We start from the raw sequence: 19,636 nt of genomic DNA, 5'->3' as shown, positions 1-19,636 counted from the left end.
ACAAAAACGCAGAATCTAATAAATTTTCGCAGAATCTAATGGGATTTTCGTCAGATTCTGCGAATTTTTAGATTTTCGCAGAATCTAGTCTAGTGCGAAGTTTATAAAGCTAATTAGTGGGATTTTTTTGCCACAAATCACAATCTCATCGTTTAAATCAATCGTAAGCACCGCGATTTCAAGCCCCATAAAATCCACGCCTTTTAGCGCATCAACTATCATTCCCTTGCTCTTAAAAGGCATTACAATATAGCCGTTTTTGCCACAAATCAGCGGGATTTTATCGCTATAAAAAATCTCTGCACAATTTTTTTGTGGATTAGATTCGCGCTCCAAAGATTTGCCACTAGATTCGCGCTGATTCGCGCTAGATTCACGCCCTAAAAGCTCCAAAAACACCATATTTTCAAAACTCGCCATAAAATTGCGCTCATAACTTATCGCATTTCGCAAACTAAAATCAAACAAAAACGCCTTTTTTGGGGCTTTTGGCTTATCACAATGCGCCACAAAGCGCACAATCCCGCGCTTTTCAAACTCATCTATCACGCCATAAATCCTATTTTTTGACATTTTGCTATCTTTTTTTAGAATATTATAAAGCTGAAAAATGCTTAGCGCGTTAGCTTGAAAGCGCGTGAGTACCGAAAAAATATCCATATTCTCACCCATTATAAAAACTAGCATTTTTTGCTTTGCCTCCAATTTGGCAAAATCACGCATTGATAAATGCTGTGAATTAAGCATAATAGGGAGATTCCCAAACTTTATAAACCGCTCAAAAAGCTCTTTTAGATTTAGCCCCTGCGTATCAAAACTGATAAATTCTTCAAAATTTAGGGGCAAAATCTCTAATCGCTCAAATCCGCTCAAATCCGCATTTGATTCGCTTATAGTGATGATATTTGCGCCCTTTGGCAGGTTTGTAAAATGATTTGCAAAATCGCGCGGGATATTATCCAAGATTAACAAATCGCGCGTTTTTTCAAAGGCGATTTTTAGTAGCGTCTGCCCTATCAAATCCCGCGAATTGCGCAAATCCGCAAAGTCGATATACAGCGGATTTTTAAAATTTCTCGCATAATTTAGCGCAATGCTAGTTTTGCCACTTTGTGGCGCACCAAAAATATGCGTCCTTTGCGCGTGAATCCCAAATCTGCGCGGATTTAGATTTTGCTTTAATTTTGCGTTTGAGGCTTCAAAAATCATTTGCGATTTTGCTTCGCACTAAAAAATGCGCGAATCTCTACGCAATTTAGGGCAAAATAAAGCCATTTGCGAATGACATAAAAGTAGATTCGTGAGAGTTCGCGGGTGAGTTTTCGCCAAAAACTCATCTTTGGCTTTGTGCGCCCTAAAATCGTGCTTTGCGTGGCATTTATGCTATCTTCGGCTATGACAAATGGCAAAAAAATGATATTTTTGACATTGTGAATAAAAAACATATCCATATAATCATCAACACAAAATAGCCAAAATCTTGCATTTTTGATAAATTTTTGCGCAGCTGTTGGTGTGAGATAGTAGCCCTGTGTTCCCGCAATCTTGCCAAAAGAAATGTAAAAATTATCATAAATCTGCGATATTTTTCTATCAAATAAATAATATAATCGCACATATTCAAATGGCGATTTAAAAATATCAGCGATTTGGCAAAAATCTTGCATAAAATCTATGTCATCCTCCAAAACTACGATAGGCGAATCTAACGCAACGCACTTTTCCCACAAGCGATAATGTGAGCTAAAACACGCAATTTCGCCAAAACTCAAATCCTTGCCTTTCACAAAACGCGTGAGTTTGGGGTGATAATGCGGAGGGATTTTTGCGGGATTGTCCTTAAAGTCGTTTGCATCGGTGGCGGAGAAAAAGTGAAAATGCAAATCCAAAGATTCCCCCTCACTTGCGGAGGGGGCTAGGGGGTGGGTAAAATCGCTATTTGAAAATTTCGCGCCACTATTATTTTGCGAATCTACCCACCCCCTTAATCCCCCGCGCACATTTGGGAGGGGGAGATTATTTTTGTCATTCTGAGCGAAGCGCGAAGTGCGAAGCGAAGAATCTCTATTTTTTTGAGTTTTTTCGCTACGCTCAAAATGACAATTTGCGTTAGATTCTGCGATATTTGTTTGATTCGCAGAATCTGTATTGCTCTCCGTCATTGCGAGATTCTGCGAAGCAGAATCGTGGCAATCCATAGGATTTGTGAGCGAAGCGAAACAATCATCCAAATTTAGATTCTGCGATTTTGTGCAAGATTCTGCGTTTTTCGTTTCATTCGCAGAATCTGCGCTATTTTTACTAGATTCGCGTGTTTTGGATTGCCACGAAAATTCGCTTCGCTCATTTTCTCGCAATGACGAAGTAGTGGCAGATTCTGCATTTTGTTCCCCCTCCCTTGCAGAGGGGGTTAGGGGGTGGGTAATTTTCTCGCCATCAATATAAATCTCCCCAAATCCTCTAATCTTTGCGATTTTTTGCTTCATAGATTCGCGTCTATCAACTGAACGCGCCAAATTTATGATAAAAATTTCTATATTTTGCATTTTTAAAGTCGCTTAAAGTCCCAAAATCCAACGAATCTAAACTTCCTCATTTTCCATTTCGCGCACGATTTCATCATAGATTTTTAGCGATTCTATCGCGCTTTGCTCATCAATCTTGCTAATGACAAAGCCGATATGAAGTAGCACAAATTCGCCCTCACGCACTTCCTCGCTCATCAAATCCAAACTCGCCTCGCGCCGAACGCCCATAGTATCAAGCATTGCGGTGTTTTTGTCTTTGTCGATGGAGATGACTTTTGATGGGATTGCTAGGCACATTTCACGCCTCCCTTATTGATTTGATATGCGCTAATAGCGCGGATACGCTATCTTTGTCCTTGCTATTTAGCGTAAAAAGCGTGGCTTTGGGATTTAGCTTTGCCAAATCGCTTTGCACCTGCGCGATTTTAAAGCCAAAAATATCGCCAATATCGCTTTTGCTAACCACCACAATATCCGCGCACAAAAACATACTAGGATATTTTAGCACCTTGTCATCGCCCTCTGGCGTGGATAAAAGCACGATTTTTAGAGCCTCGCCCAAGTCATAACTCGCAGGGCATACTAAATTGCCGACATTTTCGATGATAAGATAGTCGATATTTTCCATCGCACCCGCGCTTTTTAGGCTCAAATACGCTTTTTCTACCATACTCGCTTCCAAATGACAAGCCTCGCCTGTGGTGATTTGGTAGGCGTGAATCCCGCGCTTTTGCAAACGCTCGGCGTCTCTATTTGTCTCCAAATCGCCCTCAATTACGGCAAATCTAAATGCCGAATTCTCGCTAAATGCCTCCAAAAGCGTGGTTTTGCCACTGCCCGGTGCGCTCATAATATTTATCACAAAAAGATTGTCCTTTGCAAAAGATTCGCGCAATTCACGCGCTTTTAAGTCATTTTTGCTTAAAATTTTTTGTGCTACTTCGATTTTTTGCATTTGTCGCCTTTATATTTCATAGTCTCCGCGCAAATACGCCACGATTTGTCCAACTGCGATTCCGCCGTCATTTGTGGGGATTTCGTAGCTAAAATAGTGGCGAACAAAACGCGCTTTTAATAAAGCCGAAATTTTATCACAAAGAATCTTATTTGCAAACACGCCACCGCTAAAAATCACTTTTAGATTCGGCGCATTTTGGCGCGAATCTAGCGCGATTTGGGCGATAATCTGCGCCAAAGTATTGATAAATTTTGTAGCGATAAGCGTGGGATTGCCGTAATCACGGACGATTCCGCGAATGATTTTATCAATGCGAATCTCACCATTGCAAATCTCAACGCCGTAATGTGCGCGAATTTTGGGGTTATAATGCGCTTCAATAAATCCGCCACTCTCACCCTCAAAACTCTGCGAATCTAACCCGCACATAAACGCCACAAAGTCAAAGATTCGCCCAACGGAGCTGGTTTGAAGTGTATTTAGATTTTTTTGAAACATTTGGTAAAAAAGTGCGACATTTTCAAAGCGCAATTCAAGCGGAATCGCCCTGCCATACACGCTAAAAAGAATGCCAAGCGCGATTTTACGAATGTCTTTTATAGCAGATTCGCCCCCTAAAAGCGCGAAATGGCTAAAATGGGCGATATGGCGAAGTTTTGCGCTTTGAATTTTTACTGCGGAGAGATTTGCACTTTGTTCCCCCTCCCTTGCGGAGTGGGCTAGGGGGTGGGTAAAGTCGCTATTTGAAAATTTCGCGCCACTATTTTTTTGCGAATCAACCCACCCCCTTAATCCCCCTCCGCAAGGGAGGGGGAGATTTTGAGGTTCTGCAATTTTCGTGTTTTTTTTATTAGATTCTGCATTCGCAGAATCTACAACGGAAGGAATCGCAGTAGTGCTTTCGTAGTTTTTGGTGAATCGACACAAGGATAGCGGACTTTGCGTCCTGTGCGCTTTAAGGCGATTCACCAAATCTGCGGAATGATTACCCGAGAGCGAATTGCCCAAAATAAAAAACTCGCCGCCCCAAATTGTGCCATCTTCGCCTAATCCCGTGCCGTCAAACACCACGCCCAAAATATTTTCATCATTTTTGTGCGCCAAATTATTATCAAACAAAGAGCTATAAAAATGTGCGCGGTGGTGGTAGATTCGTGCGATTTTTGCACCAAATTTTCGCGCCAAATCCGCCGCGATTTTGCTACTCTCATAGCCACTATGACAATCGCATAAAATCACGCTAGGGGCGAGATTATACAGCTCTAATAAAAAATTTATTTCGTATTTTAGGGCATTTATGCTATCCACATTATCCAAATCCCCTATATAGCGTGAAATTAGCATATATCCGCTAAAAAATATCGCAATTTGGCTTTTTTGATGCGCCCCGAGTGCCAAAATCACTTCATCGCTTTTAAATTTTGTGCGCCTTAAAAGCGGGTAATCGCCCCGTCCTGCGCGAAGATTCATCGCCTTGCCATTGCGCAAGATTCGCTTCAAACTATCATCGATAGGATTTATAATCGCGCGATTGTAATCCACCAAATAATCATAAATATGCGCGATTTTTGCCTGTGCTGTGGCTTTTTGCGTGATGATAGGCTCGCCACTCAAATTTGCCGAAGTAAAAATCAGCGGTTTTTTATAGCCTTTGAAAAGTAGCTTATGAAGCGCAGAATAGGCGATTATAACGCCATAAGTGTTTAGATGAAAGCTCAAATTTTGTGGCAAAGCGACTTTGGGGCGATTTAGCAAAACAATGGGCGCAGATGGCGATAAAAGCGCGGTTTCCTCGTGCGCTGAAATGTGAAAATATTTTTTCGCGCTTTTTATATCGCCAAACATTATCGCAAAAGGCTTACGCGGACGGGATTTTTGCGCTCTCAACTCTGCAATCGCTTTTGTTTTAACCGCGCAAATTAGGTTAAATCCGCCGATTCCTTTAAGGCAAATAATTTTGTTTTGTTTGATTTTTTCGCACACAAAGGCAAAAATCGCGCGTTGATTCGCAAAATCTGCGTTTGATTCGCGTGAATCTATGATTTTTTTGCTAGATTCGCACTGATTCGCGCCTAAATCGCCACTAGATTCGCACAAAACCTCAACGCCATTTTTATCAAAAACCGCAAGTTTTATCCCGCAATCTGCGCAACTATTGGGCTGTGCGTGAAATCGCCGATTTTTTATGTCGCCATATTCACGCTCACAAGATTCGCACATTTTAAAGCCGCTCATCGCCGTTCGCTCCCTGTCGTAGGGCAGATTTTGAATGATTGTCCATCTTGGACCGCAATTTATGCAGTTTATAAAAGCGTAGCCAAAACGCCTATTTTGCGGGTTTTGTAGCTCTTTTTGACAAGATTTACAAATCGCCAAATCGCGCGGAATCGCCGAATAAAAATACGATTCGTTAGTTTTGTCGCTCCCTATTATTTGAAAATCGCTAAAAATTTTTTTGGTGCGAATCGTTGATATTTTTATGCGAGAAATTATCGCATTTTGCGGGGGATTCGCCCTTAATTTTGCCACAAAATCCACCATTTTTTGCGAATCTTTTGCTTGTATCAAAATACTTATATTAGCATTTGTATTTTTTACGAAGCCTTTTAGGCGAAATTTTCGCGCCAAATTATACACAAAAGGGCGGAATCCAACGCCCTGCACGAGACCACTTATAAAAATTTTTTTGCTAAAAATCGCAGAATCTGATATTTTTTTCATTATTTTTTACCTAAAAATCCCAAAAAATAGGGCAAAATAAAGATTGCTTTAAGTTTATTTTGCCTAAAATGCAATCCCTTTTTTAAAAAGGAATTAGGATTTTATCCTAAAAATTTAAATTTTGGAGAGTTTTTGTGAAAAGTATTTATGTTGGAAATATGCCTTACAGCGCGACAAAAGAGCAGATTGAAGAGTTGTTTGCGGAGTTTGGTGAAGTGAGTGCGGTAAGGATTATTTTAGATAGGGAAACTAAGCGTCCAAAGGGGTTTTGCTTTGTTGAGATGGATGATGAGGGCGCGACAAAGGCGATTAGCGCGCTAAATGAAAAGGACTTTTTAGGGCGCAAACTTCGTGTAAATGAAGCACGCGGGAGAGATTAAGACTTTTTTTAATCGCAGAATCTAGTGCAGAATCTGTGATTTTTTTTGCGAGATTCTGCGGATTTCGTGATTTACAGAATCTGCGGTAGATTCTGCGAATTTCTTGATTTTTTTTGGCGAGATTCTGCGATTTTATTTAAAATCTAGCGCAGAATCTAATGCGCCTTTACTCCCGCCATCTCGCTATCATTTGCATAAAATAATAGCAGTTTTGGTGCTTCTAGTGCGTAGTTCATAATCCCTAGTTCGCTTCTATGCCAATTTTGGCGGTTAAAAATGCGATTTGGCGCGGGGAAAATGTATAGTTTCGTCTCCACGCTAGATTCTGCGAAAATCTTGCTAAAAGTTGCGTGCGCGCGTTTTGAGTGAAATTCGCTTGTGATGATGATGAGCTCATCAAGCGCATTTTGTGACAAAAAGTTAGCGATATCAAGTGCCTCATCTCTCGTGCTTTGCGCGCCAAGCGGATTTAGCGGTGGAATAATTTTGTAATTTACCTTTGCAAAATCTAGCGCACCCTTCATCTGCGCCACCTCGCTTTGTATCGCACCACCAAAGTCATACTCAATATAACTCGCGGGATTTGTGATGAAAATCATATCGCTAACGCCATAAATATAAAGTGCGACTGCGTAAAAAAGGCGAGATTGAACGGCGCCGCCCAAAAGCAAAATGGCGCGTTTTGGCGCAGAATCTGCGGTGGATTCTGCGGATTTTGGGGCGAATCTTGCGATAGATTCTGCGATTTTGGTGCGATTCGCAGAATCTGTGGGATTTTTTTGGCGAGATTCTGCGAATTTTGGATTTTTAGATTCTGCGATTTTGGTGAAATTTTGCGCTAAATTGTGCGAAAAGCGCATAAAATCATCCTTCCTAAAATCGCTTGGCATTTTCTCAAAATAAAAGAAATCTGCATATTTTTGCGCCAAAAAGTCCCTAAAAACAAACGCCAAAATCCCCACACACGCAAGAGTTGCGATAAAAATCGCACAATGCCTAAAAATCGTTTTTACAAATTTCATTCGCACACCTCGATAATTTTAAAAATTCGCATTTTAGCAGAATCTAAATGAGTATTTTCGTAATGTTTTTTTGTATTAAACGATAATTTTTATCATTTAACTATTCTAAATGATAATTTTTATCTACAATATCACTTCAAATTTTACATTCAAAGGAGAAAAAATGGCAGATTTTAACAATCTAACAACTTCAAGCGGACGCCCTGTGGGCGATAATCAAAATGTGATGAGCGTGGGCGCAAGGGGTCCGCTTCTCTTGCAAGATGCGTGGTTTTTAGAGAAACTCGCGGCATTTGATAGAGAGCGAATCCCTGAGCGAGTGGTGCACGCGCGTGGTAGCGGGGCGCACGGCGTGCTAGAAATCACAAATGACATTAGCGAGTATTCCAAAGCGGAGGTTTTCAAAAAAGGCACGAAAACGCCGTTATTTATTCGCTTTTCAACGGTTGCGCCTGAGAGCGGTTCGGCAGATGCGGTGCGAGACCCGCGCGGATTTGCGATAAAGTTCTACACAACGCAGGGTAATTGGGATTTGGTGGGCAATAATACGCCTATTTTCTTTATCCGCGACCCGTATAAATTCCCTGACTTTATCCACAGCCAAAAGCGCGATTCTAAAACGCATATCCAAAACTCCGAGCGGTGGTGGGACTTTTGGTCGCTGACACCTGAATCGCTTCATATGGTGACTTATCTTATGGGCGATAGGGGGATTCCTGCTAGTTATCGCAATATGAATGGCTATGGCAGTCACACTTTTAGTCTCATAAACGCCAAAAATGAGCGATTTTGGGTGAAATTTCACTTTCACACAATGCAAGGGATAAAAAATCTTACAAACGAGCAAGCGGAGGCACTTCGCGCGAAAGATATGGATTCACACCAAAGGGATTTGTTTGAAGCAATCGAGCGCGGCGAATATCCGCAGTGGCGATTTTCAATCCAAGTAATGCCGGAATCTGACGCCAAAAATTATAAATTTCACCCATTTGATGTGACAAAAGTGTGGAGTCATAAGGACTATCCGCTTATTGAAGTAGGCATAATGACGCTAAATAAAAATCCGCAAAATTACTTCGCCGAAGTGGAGCAAGCGGCGTTCAACCCCGCAAATATCGTGCCGGGCATTGGATTTAGCCCCGATAGATTATTGCAAGGGCGACTCTTTGCCTATGGCGACACGCAGCGATATCGACTTGGCGCAAATCATAATCAGCTCCCGATAAATGCGCCAAAGTCGCCCGTGCATTCTACGATTCGCGATGGATATATGACAAATGGCGCATACGGCGCAACTCGCAATTATGAGCCAAGCAATTTGGACGGATACAAGGATAATTGGGATTTGAAAGAGCCGATTTTAGACCCGCTTTGCTTTGAGAGTGACGCAAGACTCGCGCAGTGGGACTATCGCGCAGATGATGATGACTATTTCACACAGGCAGGGGACTTGTATCGCTTGATGAGTAGCGATGAAAAAGAGCGACTTTGCCAAACTATCGCAGGCACGATGAAAGGCATAAATGAAGGGATTATAAAAGCGCAGTTAGCGCACTTTAAAAAGGCAGATGAGAATTATGGAGCGCGAATCGCGGAGCTATTAGCGAAATGAAAAATATCATTTTAGATTCTACGCCAAATTTAAAAACGCAGAATCTAGTGCAGAACCCACAAGATTCTACGCTAAATGTGGCGACTTCGCAGAATCTAGCGCAAAAATCGCAGAATCCGCAGAAAACTTCGCAGAATCTTAGCGCGGATGAATACGCCAAATTAGAAGAATTTGTGAAAATGTCCTTTGATTTTGCGCGAAATAATGACGCAAAATCGCTAGAAATTATGCTTACAAACGGGCTAAATCCAAATTTGGCAAACCACAAGGGCGACACTTTGCTAATGCTAGCAAGCTATCACAACGCGCTTTCGTGTGTGCGCCTTTTGCTAGATTTTGGCGCGAGTGTCGATAAGGCAAATGACAAAGGGCACACGCCACTTGCTGGGGTTTGCTTTAAGGGATATTTTGAAGTGGCAAAGGTACTTTTAGGCGCGGGGGCAAGTCCAAATGGCAAGGGCGGGGCATTAAGTCCCATAAATACGGCGATAATGTTTCGCAGAAAAGAGATTTTATCCTTGCTACTTGCGCATAGCACGCAAAAAATCCCGCTTTTTAAAAAAATCTTGGCAAAGATTTTGTGGATTTAGTGAATCGCAGAATCTGCATTACTCTCTGTCATTGCGAGATTTGCCAAAGGCAAATCGTGGCAATCCAAATCAAATTGTCATTCTCGCGCGAGTGAAACGAGCGAAGAATCTATTTTTAGATTCTGCGATTTTGCAGAATCTCACACGCAAAAACAAAAATCCGCAAAATCTAACGCATTTTTTGCTAAAATATGCCCTTTTTGAAAGGATAAAAATGATTAAAAAATACGCAAAGAGGCTCGCTTCACGCATTTTCTTAAACCAAATCAAAGACACCAAAAAGCGCGATTTTATTCACAAACTGCTAAATGATGAATATTTTTATCAGCAGATTTTTAGGCAAAATCAAAGCGTTGAAAAACTCTACTTTTACGCGCATAATTACCTGCCAAATCCCCGCCTTGTGGTGGTGTGGATTGTGGGCGGGTTAGGCAATCAAATGTATTTATATGCATTTGGGAGGGCGTTAGAAAAAATGGGGTATAGCGTGATTTTTGATGCGAGTGAGTATAAAAATAGCTTGCCTTTGGGCGTTTTGGTAGATTCTGCGAATTTAGATTCTGCGCTAGATTTTGCAAACGGGGGGGGGATTTACAAAAATCTAAAAACGCAGAATCTATCGTAAAATCCGCAAAAATCGCAGAATCTAAATCCAAAAAATCCCCCAATCGCCCAAATATTCGCAACTTAGAACTTCTACATTTTAACATTACAAAACCACTTGATACGCACTTTGACAAGGAATTATTTTTCAAATTAGTCGATAAAAATTATGTGCCACAAAAGCGTTATGCGCGCACGCTAACAGGCGAAGTGTATATCTCAATCCCGCTTGATACGCTAGAAATCGCGCCATTTAGCTATTTTGATGGATATTGGTTTAGCACGGAATATTTGAAAGATTCTGCGATTTTGGCGGAATTCACGCTAAAATCGCCACTTTCAAAGGCAAATCAAACGCTAAAAAATCGCATTTTAAACACGCAAGATTCTGCGTTTTTACACATTCGGCGGGGCGATTATTTGGCGATTGAAAACTGCGCGAATTTGTGCGTGGGGCGGTATTATGAGGGGGCGATTTCGTTTTTGAAAAAGCGCGTGAAAAATCCGCATATTTTTATTTTCAGCAATGATATTTTGTGGTGCAGAGCGCACTTTTTGGCGACTTTGAGCGATGAAACAAAGGCGGGCGTGGAGTTTGAGTTTGTCGCAAATAATGGCGAGGGCAACGCAGCGCAGGAAATGGAGCTAATGCGCGCCTGCAAGCACGCGATTACGGCGAATTCGACTTTTAGCTGGTGGGCGGGATTTTTGATGGAAAATCCGCAAAAAATCGTGATTATGCCAAATCGCTATTTTAACGATGGGCGCGAGTTTTCAAAGGGTGATATTGCTATAAATTTTAAAGGTTCGGTAATGTTAGACTCGATAACAGGCGAAGTTTTGTAGATTCGCAGAATCTCACACGCAAAAATTAAAAATCGCAGAAATTTACAGAATCTCGCAATGACGACAAAACACGGCAGATTCTGCGATTTTCGTGTTTTTTATTAGATTCTGCATTCGCAGAATCTGTTTGTGGATTGCTTCGGCGAATCTTGCGATTCGCCTCGCAATGACGAATCGTTTTTATTTAGATTCGCATTCAATTCCACAATTCACATTAAAAACAATCGAAGTAGTTGCGGTGGAGATTTTGTGGTTTTTGGCAAATTTTGGGCGTGAGACTAGACTAGCGGTCTGCGAACGCCCGAAATTTGCCAAATCCGCGAAAGATGCACCCAAATACAAATTGCCCGCACTACACTTTCAATATCCGCATTGCATTTGATAGCGCGATTAGCGCCACTCCCACATCGCCAAACACCGCTTCCCAAATGTTTGCCACGCCAAAAAGCCCTAGCACAATAAAAACCACTTTCACGCCTAACGCAAAGCCGATATTTTGCCAGATTATGCGCTTTGTTTTTCGTGCGATTTTTATGGCGGTGGCGATTTTTGATAGGCTATCATCGACTATCAAAATATCCGCGCTCTCTTTGCTGACATCGCTTCCCACGCCTCCCATACTTATGCCTATGTCCGCACAAGCGATACTTGGGGCGTCATTTATGCCATCGCCTACAAATACGCTTTTGCCCTTTGAATCGTGTGTATCGCGTGAAAATTCGCCAAAGATTCGCGCCTTTTCTTCGGGCAAGAGATTATAATGCACTTCATCTAGCCCCAAACTCGCGCTGATTTCTTTTGTTGCAAACTCATTGTCGCCTGTAAGCATTGCCATTTTCTCCACGCCCAAATCGCGCAATTCACGCACCGCACGGACACTATCGTCCTTTAACTCATCGGCTATCATTATATAACCCGCATATTTGTCATTTACCGCAATATGCGCCACCGTGCCTTGAATCTCGCAGTTATCGTGCGCCACATTGAATTTATGTAAAATCTTATCATTTCCCGCCAAAATATTTTGATAATTGCAAGTCGCCTTTATGCCCATACCGCTTATGTTTTCGTGTGTTGTGTGAGTGCAAGAATGTGAAATAGTGTGGCTATTTACGCGCTTTTCATACTCTGCCTTTATCGCTAGGGCGATTGGGTGATTTGAGAAATTTTCCGCACAAAAGGCATATTGCAACACTTCATCTTCGCTAAAACCATTTTGCGCTTCGATTTTTATAATCTTAAAGACGCCCTTTGTGAGCGTCCCTGTCTTGTCAAAAGCGATATGGCTAACTTCACTTAATGCTTCTAAATAATTTGCGCCTTTGATTAAAATCGCATTTTTGGATGCCGCTCCGATTCCCCCAAAATATGCGAGTGGCACGGAAATCACAAGCGCACACGGACAGCTAACCATTAGCACCACAAGTGCGCGGTAAATCCAATCATTAAATGTGCCAAATCCAAGCAGTGGCGGGACAATAGCCACGCAAAGCGCAAAGAAAAACACGATAGGCGTGTATGTTCTTGCGAATTTTGTGATGAAACTCTCTGCCTTTGCTTTGTTTTGCGTGGCATTTTGGACTAAATCAATGATTTTTGCGACACTCGAATCCACATATAACCTCAACGCGCGGACTTCTAAAACGCCATTTAGATTTAGCGTCCCGCCTAAAATTTTGCTATCCTTTTTTGCCAAAACGGGGATAGGTTCGCCTGTGAGAGCCTTCGTGTCGATGGTGCTTTCTCCATCTATCACAATGCCATCAAGCGGGATTTTTTCGCCCGGATACACAATAAAAATGTCGTCCTTTTGCAAATCTTTTGGCGCAATGTCGATGATTTTAGATTCGCGCTTCAAATGCGCGATATTTGGGGCGATTTGGAGCAGTGATTTTATGGATTTTTTGGAGTTATTTAGTGCCATTTCTTGAAAAAATTCGCCCGTGCGAAAAAATAGCATAACCGCAACCGCCTCTTCATAGGCTTCTATCGCAAATGCCGCGATTGTGGCGATAAACATTAGCGCGTTTTCATCAAAAAAATCGCCTTTTTTGAAGTTTGCAAAGGCGTTTATGAAAATCTCTTTGCCTGAGATGAGATAGATTGCCACAAGAATGATGATTGCGCCGTATTTTAGGGCTTCTATCTGCGTAAAGTGCAATGTTGCCACCGCGCCCAAAAATATCGCAATCAAAGTCAAAAGAAACGCTAATTCTCTTTTTGTGCTGAAATTCGCAGAATCTTCGCACTCCACGCGAAAATCACAGCAAGAGCAAGGTTTTGGTTTTAGCATAGAAACTCTTTATTTTAAGATTCTGCGTTTTGGCGCAAATTGCGTTTTTGGCGTAATTTGGCGTTTTGGCGCAAATTTAAGGGGCGGATTTTATAGAAATTATACTTAAAATCTCGCTAGATTCTGCGAAAATCGCAGAATCTAATGCGAAAATTCGCAGAATCTGTCCTCACTTCGTCATTGCGAGGCGCACGAAGCGAAGCGAGTGCAACGAAGCAATCCACAAAAAATAAAATGGATTGCCACGATTTGACTTCGTCAAATCTCGCAATGACGGAAAAAATGCAAAAAATCGCAGAATCTCGCCCAAAAAAATTCGCAGAATCTAATGCGAAAAAACCCACCCCCTAACCCCCTCCGCAAGGGAGGGGGAAATTAGATTCTGTAAAAAACGCAGAATCTCGCAATGACGGATTTTTTGCACTTTGATTTGCCTTGCGAAGCACAATCGAAGTAATTGCGGTAGTGCTTTCGTAGTTTTTGCTAAATTTTGGGCGTGAGACTAGACTAGCGGTCTGCGAACGCCCGAAATTTAGCAAATCTGCGGAATGATTACCCAAGAACAAATTGCCAAAAAATTCGCAGAATCTTAATAACTTTTAATGCTATAATTCCCCTTTTCGCAAAGAAATTATTTTTACAAAAAAGGATAAATTATGAGCAAAATTTTGCTAATTGAGGATGATTTGGAAATGCAGGGATTGATTGTGGCGTATTTGACGCAGAGCAAATACGAGGTTATCCCCACGCACCTGCCTTCAAAGGCGTTAGAGATTTTGGAGGGGCGCACAAATATTGATTTAATCATTTTGGATTTGACTTTGCCTGAAATGGACGGACTAAAATTATGCAAGCGCATTCGTAAATTAACGCAAGTGCCTATCATCATTTCATCCGCGCGGGGCGATATTTACAACAAAGTCGAGGGATTTGATTTAGGTGCGGATGACTATTTGGCGAAGCCCTATGAGCCTGTGGAGCTTTTGGCGCGGATAAATGCCCTGCTTCGGCGACTAAAACCAAAGAGCATTAAAGTCGGCAGTATCGAGATAAACGCAGAATCTCGCGCGGTGATTGTCGATGGGATGAATGTGGATTTGACGCCTACGGAGTTTGAAATTTTATTTTTCCTAATTGAAAATCGCCAAAAGCCGATGAGCAGGGAGCAAATCGCAAATAGCATTTCATCGATGGGCGAGGATTCGACGCTGCGGAGCATTGATACGCATATTCGCAATATTCGCAGTAAAATCAATGATAACGCGAAGGATGCGAGGTTTATACAATCCGTGTGGGGGATTGGGTATAAGTTTTGTGTGTAGATTTTGGTGTGGGGGCAATTTGTCTTTGGAGTCGTGCAATTCGTTCTCGGGTAATCATTCCGCAGATTTGCTAATTTTTGGGAGGCTCACAGACCCCAAAGTCTAGCTTCGCTCCCAAAAATTAGCAAAAACTACGAAAGCACTACTGCGATTCCTTCCGTTGTAGATTCTGCGAATCGCAGAATCTAATGAAAATCAATCGTGCGACAGCACCGAATCTCGCCCGCTTCGTGGTGCAAAAAATCGGGAGCAAACGAGCAGTAGTGCGAGTGCCGATTTTTTGCTAGAAGCGGAAAAGCGAGGCTCTCCCCCTAAAAGCGAAAAAGCGGCTGCTTTTTGGCGCGTAGGGGGAGCGGGGCGGGGGGTGCAGCCCTTTTTGCGAAAAAAAACTAGCGAATCTAATCCAAAAAACGGCGAAACTATCGCAGATTCTGCGAATCTGACAAGAGATTCTTCGCCTACGGCTCAGAATGACAATTTTGTGGATTGCCACGATTCTGCATTCGCAGAATCTCGCAATGACGGAAACAGCGCACTAGATTCTGCGATTCGCACGAAAAACACAGAATCTTGCACAAAAATCGCAGAATCTAAAAAGAGATACTTCGCTTGGTTCAGTATGACAATTTTTTTTGGATGGTTGCTTCACTTCGCTCACAAATCCTATGGATTGCCACGATTTTGCTACGCAAAATCTCGCAATGACGGAAATATCACAGATTCTGCGATTTACGCAAATATCACAGATTCTGCGATTCGCACGAAAAACGCAGAATCTTGCACGAAAATCGCAGAATCTAACAAATTTCGCAGAATCTCGCACGAATCTCGCATTTTCTCGCGCAATCTCACAATCCCAAATTTTAATCAATTTTAATCAAAGCAAAATTTAGTAAAATAAATCTCAGCAAATTCAAAGCAAAAAACAAAAAAAGGATTTATTTGCAGTTAAAACATAAATTTTTACTTTTGGCGGTGATTTTATTTGTGGCGTCTCTTGCCTTTGCGTATCGCACAAGTGCGCTGATTTACGAGAGTGAGAGCAAACGACTGCAAAATGAAATCGTGGTTTTTGCCCAAAGTATCATTCCGTATTATTTAAATGGCAATTTGAGCGTGGTGGAAAAATTTAGGGAAAATTTTGGTTATAAAAAACTGCAAAGCGCCCCAAAGGACGCAAAGATTTTATTCGCAGAATCTAATGGCATTTTGGAGTTTAAAATTTATGAATTTGGCAAAATGATTGGATTTAGCGTGAATTTTATGGATGATGCGCTTTACTTAGCGAGGGATAAGGATTTAGGCGCGTGGGATAGGTATAAAAGATTTATGTTGCTTTTTCAATCCGCGCTAATTGCGCTAATTTTATTCTTTTTGTTTTGTCAGATTCTGCGTCCGCTTCAAGTGCTGAAAAATTCCATTGACGAGCTAAAAAGCGGGGTTTTTGCTAAAAAGTTGCACCCAAATTCAAATGATGAAATTGGTGCGCTTTTTAGGGCATTTAATGAGATGAATGAAAAAATCACAAAAATGATAAAGGCAAGAGAGTTGATAACTCGCAATATCGCCCACGAGCTACGCACTCCGCTTGCCAAAATCAAACTTGCATTAGAGCTAAAAAGTGGCGATGAGCTAAAAAAAGATTTGCAAAAATACATAAATTCGCTAAATCGCATTAGCCAAAGTATGCTAGAATTTGAGCGCATTCAAAGCGAAAACTTTAAATTGCGAAACGATTATTTCGAGAGCGAAAGCGCGGTGTTTGAGGCGTTGAAGGATTTGGATGATAGGCTGATTTGCCTAAATGTGATTAAAAGTGTGAAAATTAAGGGCGATTTGCATTTATTTTCCATCGCAATCAAAAATCTAATCGAAAATGCGATAAAATACGGCGAAAATGGCGAAGTTAGCGTGGAGCTAAATGAAAATGGCATTTTATTTACAAATAAAGGACAGATTCTGCGAAATGATATTTCATACTATTTTGAGCCGTTTTATCGTGGCGATATCACGAAACAAGGCTATGGCTTGGGATTGTCGCTTGTGAAAGAAATCGTTTTGCTGCATAAGATGAGTATAAATTATCATTACGATTGCGGAAAGCATAATTTTTATATCAAATGGTGAAAATAAATGAGAGTTATAAACTTTTTTTACGAAAATGACGAGAGTTTGGCGGAGAGATTAAGCGCGATTAAAAGCGAAAAAAATATTTTTATTCAAATCTTTTGCGGGGCATCGTTGCGAAAAAAGGCACTGCCTTTGTTATCATTTATATCGCAGAATCTCCCACAGGCGAAGGTTTTATTAGCATCATCCTTTGCAGAGATGAGCGATGGAGAGTATAAGAGCAACTCTATTTCAATCTCTATTTCCATCTTTCAAAAAACAAATATCAAAACTTTGAGTTTTGGCAATGAAAACCCCACAAATATCGCTGATAAAATCGCAATAAGCACCACAAAGCAAACCAAAATGGTAATTATATTTTGCAATGGACTGCAAATAAACTCCGCCATTCTTTTAGAATCGCTCACAAAGCAAATCCCGCAAGTTGTGATTGCCGGGGGAAATGTAAGCGATGATTTGCACTTTGGCAAGTGCTTTGTAGGGAGTGATAAAGGCATTGAAAATATCGCAGTTAGCGTGGCGATTTTGGATAGTGAAGTGCTTCAAATTTATAGAGATTATATTTTTGAATACAATCGCATAGGACTTGATATGGTGGTAACTCACGCAGAAAATGGCGTAGTTTATAAAATTAACAATCAACCCATAATGGATATTTACAAACGCTATTTGGGGAAATATATAAGCGATACTTTGCCTGAGAATGGATATCAATTCCCGCTGACATTTTTTGATGGCGATTTGCTCGTGGGGCGAACTGTGTTTGGGAAAACAAAGGAAGGCGGACTAATTTATGGTGGCGATATAAAAAAAGGCACAAAAGTCAAATTTGGCGTGGCAAGTAGTTTGGATATTATGACTGAGATGAGTAAGCAGCTAATCTCGCTCTCATCGCAAAATATCGATGCGTTTTATGTGTATTCGTGCGTGGGGCGGTATTTGTATTTCAAAGATACGATTTTGGATTACAATGTCAAAATGTTTAATAATATCGCGCCGATGGCGGGATTTTTCACCTTTGGGGAGTTTTATCACAAAGGCAATAAAAATTACTTGCTAAATAATACAAACACCTTCATCGCCCTAAGCGAGGGCACAAACGAGCCAAAGTCAAACACAATCCACGAGTTAGACGCACAGCCAAATACCGCCGATACGATAATTTATGGATTGCGAAATCTTAGTAGCGTCTCAAATAGCGATTATTTGGAGATTATGAGTATTTTTAAACAATATAAAGATTTGCTAGAAAAGTCGCTAATTGTGATATATTTTGATAAAAATGGAAATATTATCGATGCGAATAATTTATTCTTAAATATCGCAAAATACGCAAAAAGCGAGATTGTCGGGCGGAAGTTTGGCAGTATTATTGCAGCAGATTCTGCGAATAATATTAGCGATATTTGGAATGCGATAAAAGAAAAGCAAATCTTTTCAGGCATTATAAAAAGCAAGGCAAGCGATAATAGCGACTTTTACACAAAAACCATCATAAAACCCATCTTTAACAAGCAAAATGAAATTATGCTATTTGTCTGCTCGATGGATGATGTGACGAACTTTGAGGTAAATAAGCAAAATTTAGAGCGAAGCGTATCGGTGCTAACGGAAACTTCACTAGAAAAAGACATAATCATCGATAACTACAACTCGCTTTTAGATAGAAGCACAGCAATGGTGCGAATAAAAAATGAGCGATTTATCGAGGTGAATAAAAGTTGCGAAGAGATGTTTGGCTATGATAGGCAAAGTATGATAAATAAGCACGTATCGCTGATTTTAAAACCAAATAAAGATATGTCAGCCATCATCGGCAAAATCCGCAAAACTCTGCAAGAAAAAGGCTATGAAAAATTATATATGGACTGCGTGGATAGCAATAATAAAACGATTTTTGTCCAAGTGTATTTGATGGGGATAAAGTCGCATAAAAGTAGCACTTATGATGAAGCCTATGGCATTTTGCATAATGTCACAGAGCTTTTCCAAATGCAAAAAGAGCTAGAAGATGTCCAAAAAGAAGTCCTTTATGCGATGGGGACGATAAGCGAAGGGCGTTCGCGCGAGACGGGCAATCATATCAAGCGCGTGGCGGAATTCACCTATTTGCTTTCAAATCTCTATGGATTGGATAAAAAAACCGCCGAGCTTTACAAAATCGCCTCCCCTATGCACGACATAGGCAAGCTAGCAATCCCAGACCATATCTTGCATAAGCCGGGCAAACTCACAGATGAAGAATTCGTAGAGATGAAAACCCACGCACAAAAGGGCTATGATATGCTTTGCTTTTCAAATCGCTCGATTTTAAGAACGGCAGCTGAAATCGCGCTTACACACCACGAATGGTGGAATGGAAATGGCTACCCAAATAAATTAGAGGGCGAAAATATCCCAATTTGTGGGCGAATCGTAGCTGTGGCAGATGTCTTTGACGCATTAAGCCACGATAGATGCTACAAAAAAGCGTGGCCTATTAACGAAGTAGTCGAGCATTTTGTGAAAAATAAGGGCGTGCAGTTTGATGCGAAAATCGTGGATTTGTTGCTCGAAAATATCGATGAGTTTTTAAAAATCAAAGAGAGGTATGCGGATACATTTTGCGAGTTAGAGGGCGGGGGACATTAG

Annotated in this window: 19 protein-coding genes; 9 read left to right on the top strand and 10 right to left on the bottom strand. The window is 41.1% G+C overall.

From position 1 onward, the window contains the following. Positions 1-84: 84 nt before the first annotated feature. The 5 genes from ACWIUE_RS05450 to ACWIUE_RS05430 are packed head-to-tail and all read right to left on the bottom strand — an operon-like array spanning position 85 to position 6,207. A complete protein-coding gene (locus ACWIUE_RS05450; protein WP_454135573.1) occupies positions 85-1,209 on the bottom strand; it encodes a hypothetical protein in 1,125 nt (374 codons plus the stop codon). Next, positions 1,206-2,546, bottom strand: a complete 1,341-nt coding sequence (locus ACWIUE_RS05445) for a glycosyltransferase family 25 protein (protein ID WP_454135571.1) — start codon at positions 2,544-2,546, stop codon at positions 1,206-1,208. Before ACWIUE_RS05445 ends, ACWIUE_RS05450 begins: the two co-directional genes overlap by 4 nt. A 36-nt stretch (positions 2,547-2,582) precedes the next feature. After that, positions 2,583-2,825, bottom strand: a complete 243-nt coding sequence (locus ACWIUE_RS05440) for a HypC/HybG/HupF family hydrogenase formation chaperone (RefSeq protein WP_454135570.1) — start codon at positions 2,823-2,825, stop codon at positions 2,583-2,585. Position 2,826: 1 nt separating this feature from the next. Further along, a complete protein-coding gene (gene hypB / locus ACWIUE_RS05435) occupies positions 2,827-3,483 on the bottom strand; it encodes a hydrogenase nickel incorporation protein HypB (RefSeq protein ID WP_454135568.1) in 657 nt (218 codons plus the stop codon). 9 nt (positions 3,484-3,492) lie between these two features. Continuing rightward, positions 3,493-6,207 carry a carbamoyltransferase HypF gene (locus ACWIUE_RS05430; protein WP_454135566.1) on the bottom strand — a complete coding sequence of 905 codons (2,715 nt, stop codon included), beginning with the start codon at positions 6,205-6,207 and terminating at the stop codon, positions 3,493-3,495. Positions 6,208-6,341: 134 nt separating this feature from the next. Between ACWIUE_RS05430 and ACWIUE_RS05425 the strand changes: the two genes are divergently transcribed. Further along, positions 6,342-6,587 carry an RNA recognition motif domain-containing protein gene (locus tag ACWIUE_RS05425; protein ID WP_454135564.1) on the top strand — a complete coding sequence of 82 codons (246 nt, stop codon included), beginning with the start codon at positions 6,342-6,344 and terminating at the stop codon, positions 6,585-6,587. 155 nt (positions 6,588-6,742) lie between these two features. Here ACWIUE_RS05425 and ACWIUE_RS05420 read toward each other — a convergent pair whose 3' ends face one another. Then, positions 6,743-7,609 (bottom strand): ElyC/SanA/YdcF family protein, encoded by an 867-nt coding sequence (locus ACWIUE_RS05420; protein ID WP_454135562.1) that lies wholly within the window; start codon positions 7,607-7,609, stop codon positions 6,743-6,745. A 163-nt stretch (positions 7,610-7,772) separates the two neighbouring features. Between ACWIUE_RS05420 and ACWIUE_RS05415 the strand changes: the two genes are divergently transcribed. The 4 genes from ACWIUE_RS05415 (at position 7,773) to ACWIUE_RS05400 (ending at position 11,260) form a co-directional block, all read left to right on the top strand. Next, complete coding sequence (locus tag ACWIUE_RS05415) at positions 7,773-9,221, top strand: catalase (RefSeq protein ID WP_454135560.1); 1,449 nt, start codon at positions 7,773-7,775, stop codon at positions 9,219-9,221. After that, positions 9,218-9,811, top strand: coding sequence for an ankyrin repeat domain-containing protein (locus ACWIUE_RS05410; RefSeq protein WP_454135559.1), 594 nt, complete (start codon positions 9,218-9,220; stop codon positions 9,809-9,811). Before ACWIUE_RS05415 ends, ACWIUE_RS05410 begins: the two co-directional genes overlap by 4 nt. Continuing rightward, positions 9,747-10,436 carry a hypothetical protein gene (locus ACWIUE_RS05405; RefSeq protein WP_454135557.1) on the top strand — a complete coding sequence of 230 codons (690 nt, stop codon included), beginning with the start codon at positions 9,747-9,749 and terminating at the stop codon, positions 10,434-10,436. Before ACWIUE_RS05410 ends, ACWIUE_RS05405 begins: the two co-directional genes overlap by 65 nt. Before the next feature lie 149 nt (positions 10,437-10,585). Next, entirely contained in the window at positions 10,586-11,260 is a 675-nt protein-coding gene (locus ACWIUE_RS05400) for an alpha-1,2-fucosyltransferase (protein ID WP_454135555.1), read from the top strand. A gap of 180 nt (positions 11,261-11,440) precedes the next feature. On the opposite strand, the gene ACWIUE_RS05395 is transcribed toward ACWIUE_RS05400, so the two are convergent. The 4 genes from ACWIUE_RS05395 to ACWIUE_RS05380 all read right to left on the bottom strand — a co-directional run bounded on the left by ACWIUE_RS05395 (position 11,441) and on the right by ACWIUE_RS05380 (position 14,119). After that, positions 11,441-11,602: a hypothetical protein gene (locus ACWIUE_RS05395; RefSeq protein ID WP_454135553.1), complete on the bottom strand. Its 162-nt coding sequence runs from the start codon at positions 11,600-11,602 to the stop codon at positions 11,441-11,443. A gap of 10 nt (positions 11,603-11,612) precedes the next feature. Beyond that, entirely contained in the window at positions 11,613-13,553 is a 1,941-nt protein-coding gene (locus ACWIUE_RS05390) for a heavy metal translocating P-type ATPase (RefSeq protein ID WP_454135551.1), read from the bottom strand. Positions 13,554-13,669: 116 nt separating this feature from the next. After that, positions 13,670-13,897: a hypothetical protein gene (locus tag ACWIUE_RS05385; protein ID WP_454135549.1), complete on the bottom strand. Its 228-nt coding sequence runs from the start codon at positions 13,895-13,897 to the stop codon at positions 13,670-13,672. Between the two features lie 3 nt (positions 13,898-13,900). Then, the gene (locus tag ACWIUE_RS05380) at positions 13,901-14,119 is read right to left on the bottom strand and encodes a hypothetical protein (protein ID WP_454135548.1); all 219 of its coding nucleotides are present in this window, start codon (positions 14,117-14,119) and stop codon (positions 13,901-13,903) included. A 90-nt stretch (positions 14,120-14,209) separates the two neighbouring features. On the opposite strand from ACWIUE_RS05380, the gene ACWIUE_RS05375 reads away from it, so the two are divergent. The 4 genes from ACWIUE_RS05375 (at position 14,210) to ACWIUE_RS05360 (ending at position 19,636) form a co-directional block, all read left to right on the top strand. Continuing rightward, complete coding sequence (locus ACWIUE_RS05375) at positions 14,210-14,875, top strand: response regulator transcription factor (RefSeq protein WP_454135546.1); 666 nt, start codon at positions 14,210-14,212, stop codon at positions 14,873-14,875. Between the two features lie 280 nt (positions 14,876-15,155). After that, positions 15,156-15,752: a hypothetical protein gene (locus ACWIUE_RS05370; RefSeq protein ID WP_454135544.1), complete on the top strand. Its 597-nt coding sequence runs from the start codon at positions 15,156-15,158 to the stop codon at positions 15,750-15,752. Positions 15,753-15,817: 65 nt separating this feature from the next. Then, complete coding sequence (locus ACWIUE_RS05365; RefSeq protein WP_454135542.1) at positions 15,818-17,002, top strand: ATP-binding protein; 1,185 nt, start codon at positions 15,818-15,820, stop codon at positions 17,000-17,002. 6 nt (positions 17,003-17,008) lie between these two features. After that, the gene (locus tag ACWIUE_RS05360) at positions 17,009-19,636 is read left to right on the top strand and encodes an HD domain-containing phosphohydrolase (RefSeq protein ID WP_454135540.1); all 2,628 of its coding nucleotides are present in this window, start codon (positions 17,009-17,011) and stop codon (positions 19,634-19,636) included.

This window comes from Helicobacter sp. 23-1045, from assembly GCF_053654655.1.
This window is presented reverse-complemented; position numbering and strand designations above follow the sequence as displayed.

Coding starts and splice junctions, on each gene's coding strand:
- ACWIUE_RS05415 (WP_454135560.1), top strand. CDS start 7,773: ATGGCAGATTTTAACAATCTAACAACTTCAAGCGGACGCCCTGTGGGC.
- hypB (WP_454135568.1), bottom strand. CDS start 3,483: ATGCAAAAAATCGAAGTAGCACAAAAAATTTTAAGCAAAAATGACTTA.
- ACWIUE_RS05440 (WP_454135570.1), bottom strand. CDS start 2,825: ATGTGCCTAGCAATCCCATCAAAAGTCATCTCCATCGACAAAGACAAA.
- ACWIUE_RS05450 (WP_454135573.1), bottom strand. CDS start 1,209: ATGATTTTTGAAGCCTCAAACGCAAAATTAAAGCAAAATCTAAATCCG.
- ACWIUE_RS05445 (WP_454135571.1), bottom strand. CDS start 2,546: ATGCAAAATATAGAAATTTTTATCATAAATTTGGCGCGTTCAGTTGAT.
- ACWIUE_RS05430 (WP_454135566.1), bottom strand. CDS start 6,207: ATGAAAAAAATATCAGATTCTGCGATTTTTAGCAAAAAAATTTTTATA.
- ACWIUE_RS05375 (WP_454135546.1), top strand. CDS start 14,210: ATGAGCAAAATTTTGCTAATTGAGGATGATTTGGAAATGCAGGGATTG.
- ACWIUE_RS05390 (WP_454135551.1), bottom strand. CDS start 13,553: ATGCTAAAACCAAAACCTTGCTCTTGCTGTGATTTTCGCGTGGAGTGC.
- ACWIUE_RS05410 (WP_454135559.1), top strand. CDS start 9,218: ATGAAAAATATCATTTTAGATTCTACGCCAAATTTAAAAACGCAGAAT.
- ACWIUE_RS05360 (WP_454135540.1), top strand. CDS start 17,009: ATGAGAGTTATAAACTTTTTTTACGAAAATGACGAGAGTTTGGCGGAG.
- ACWIUE_RS05420 (WP_454135562.1), bottom strand. CDS start 7,609: ATGAAATTTGTAAAAACGATTTTTAGGCATTGTGCGATTTTTATCGCA.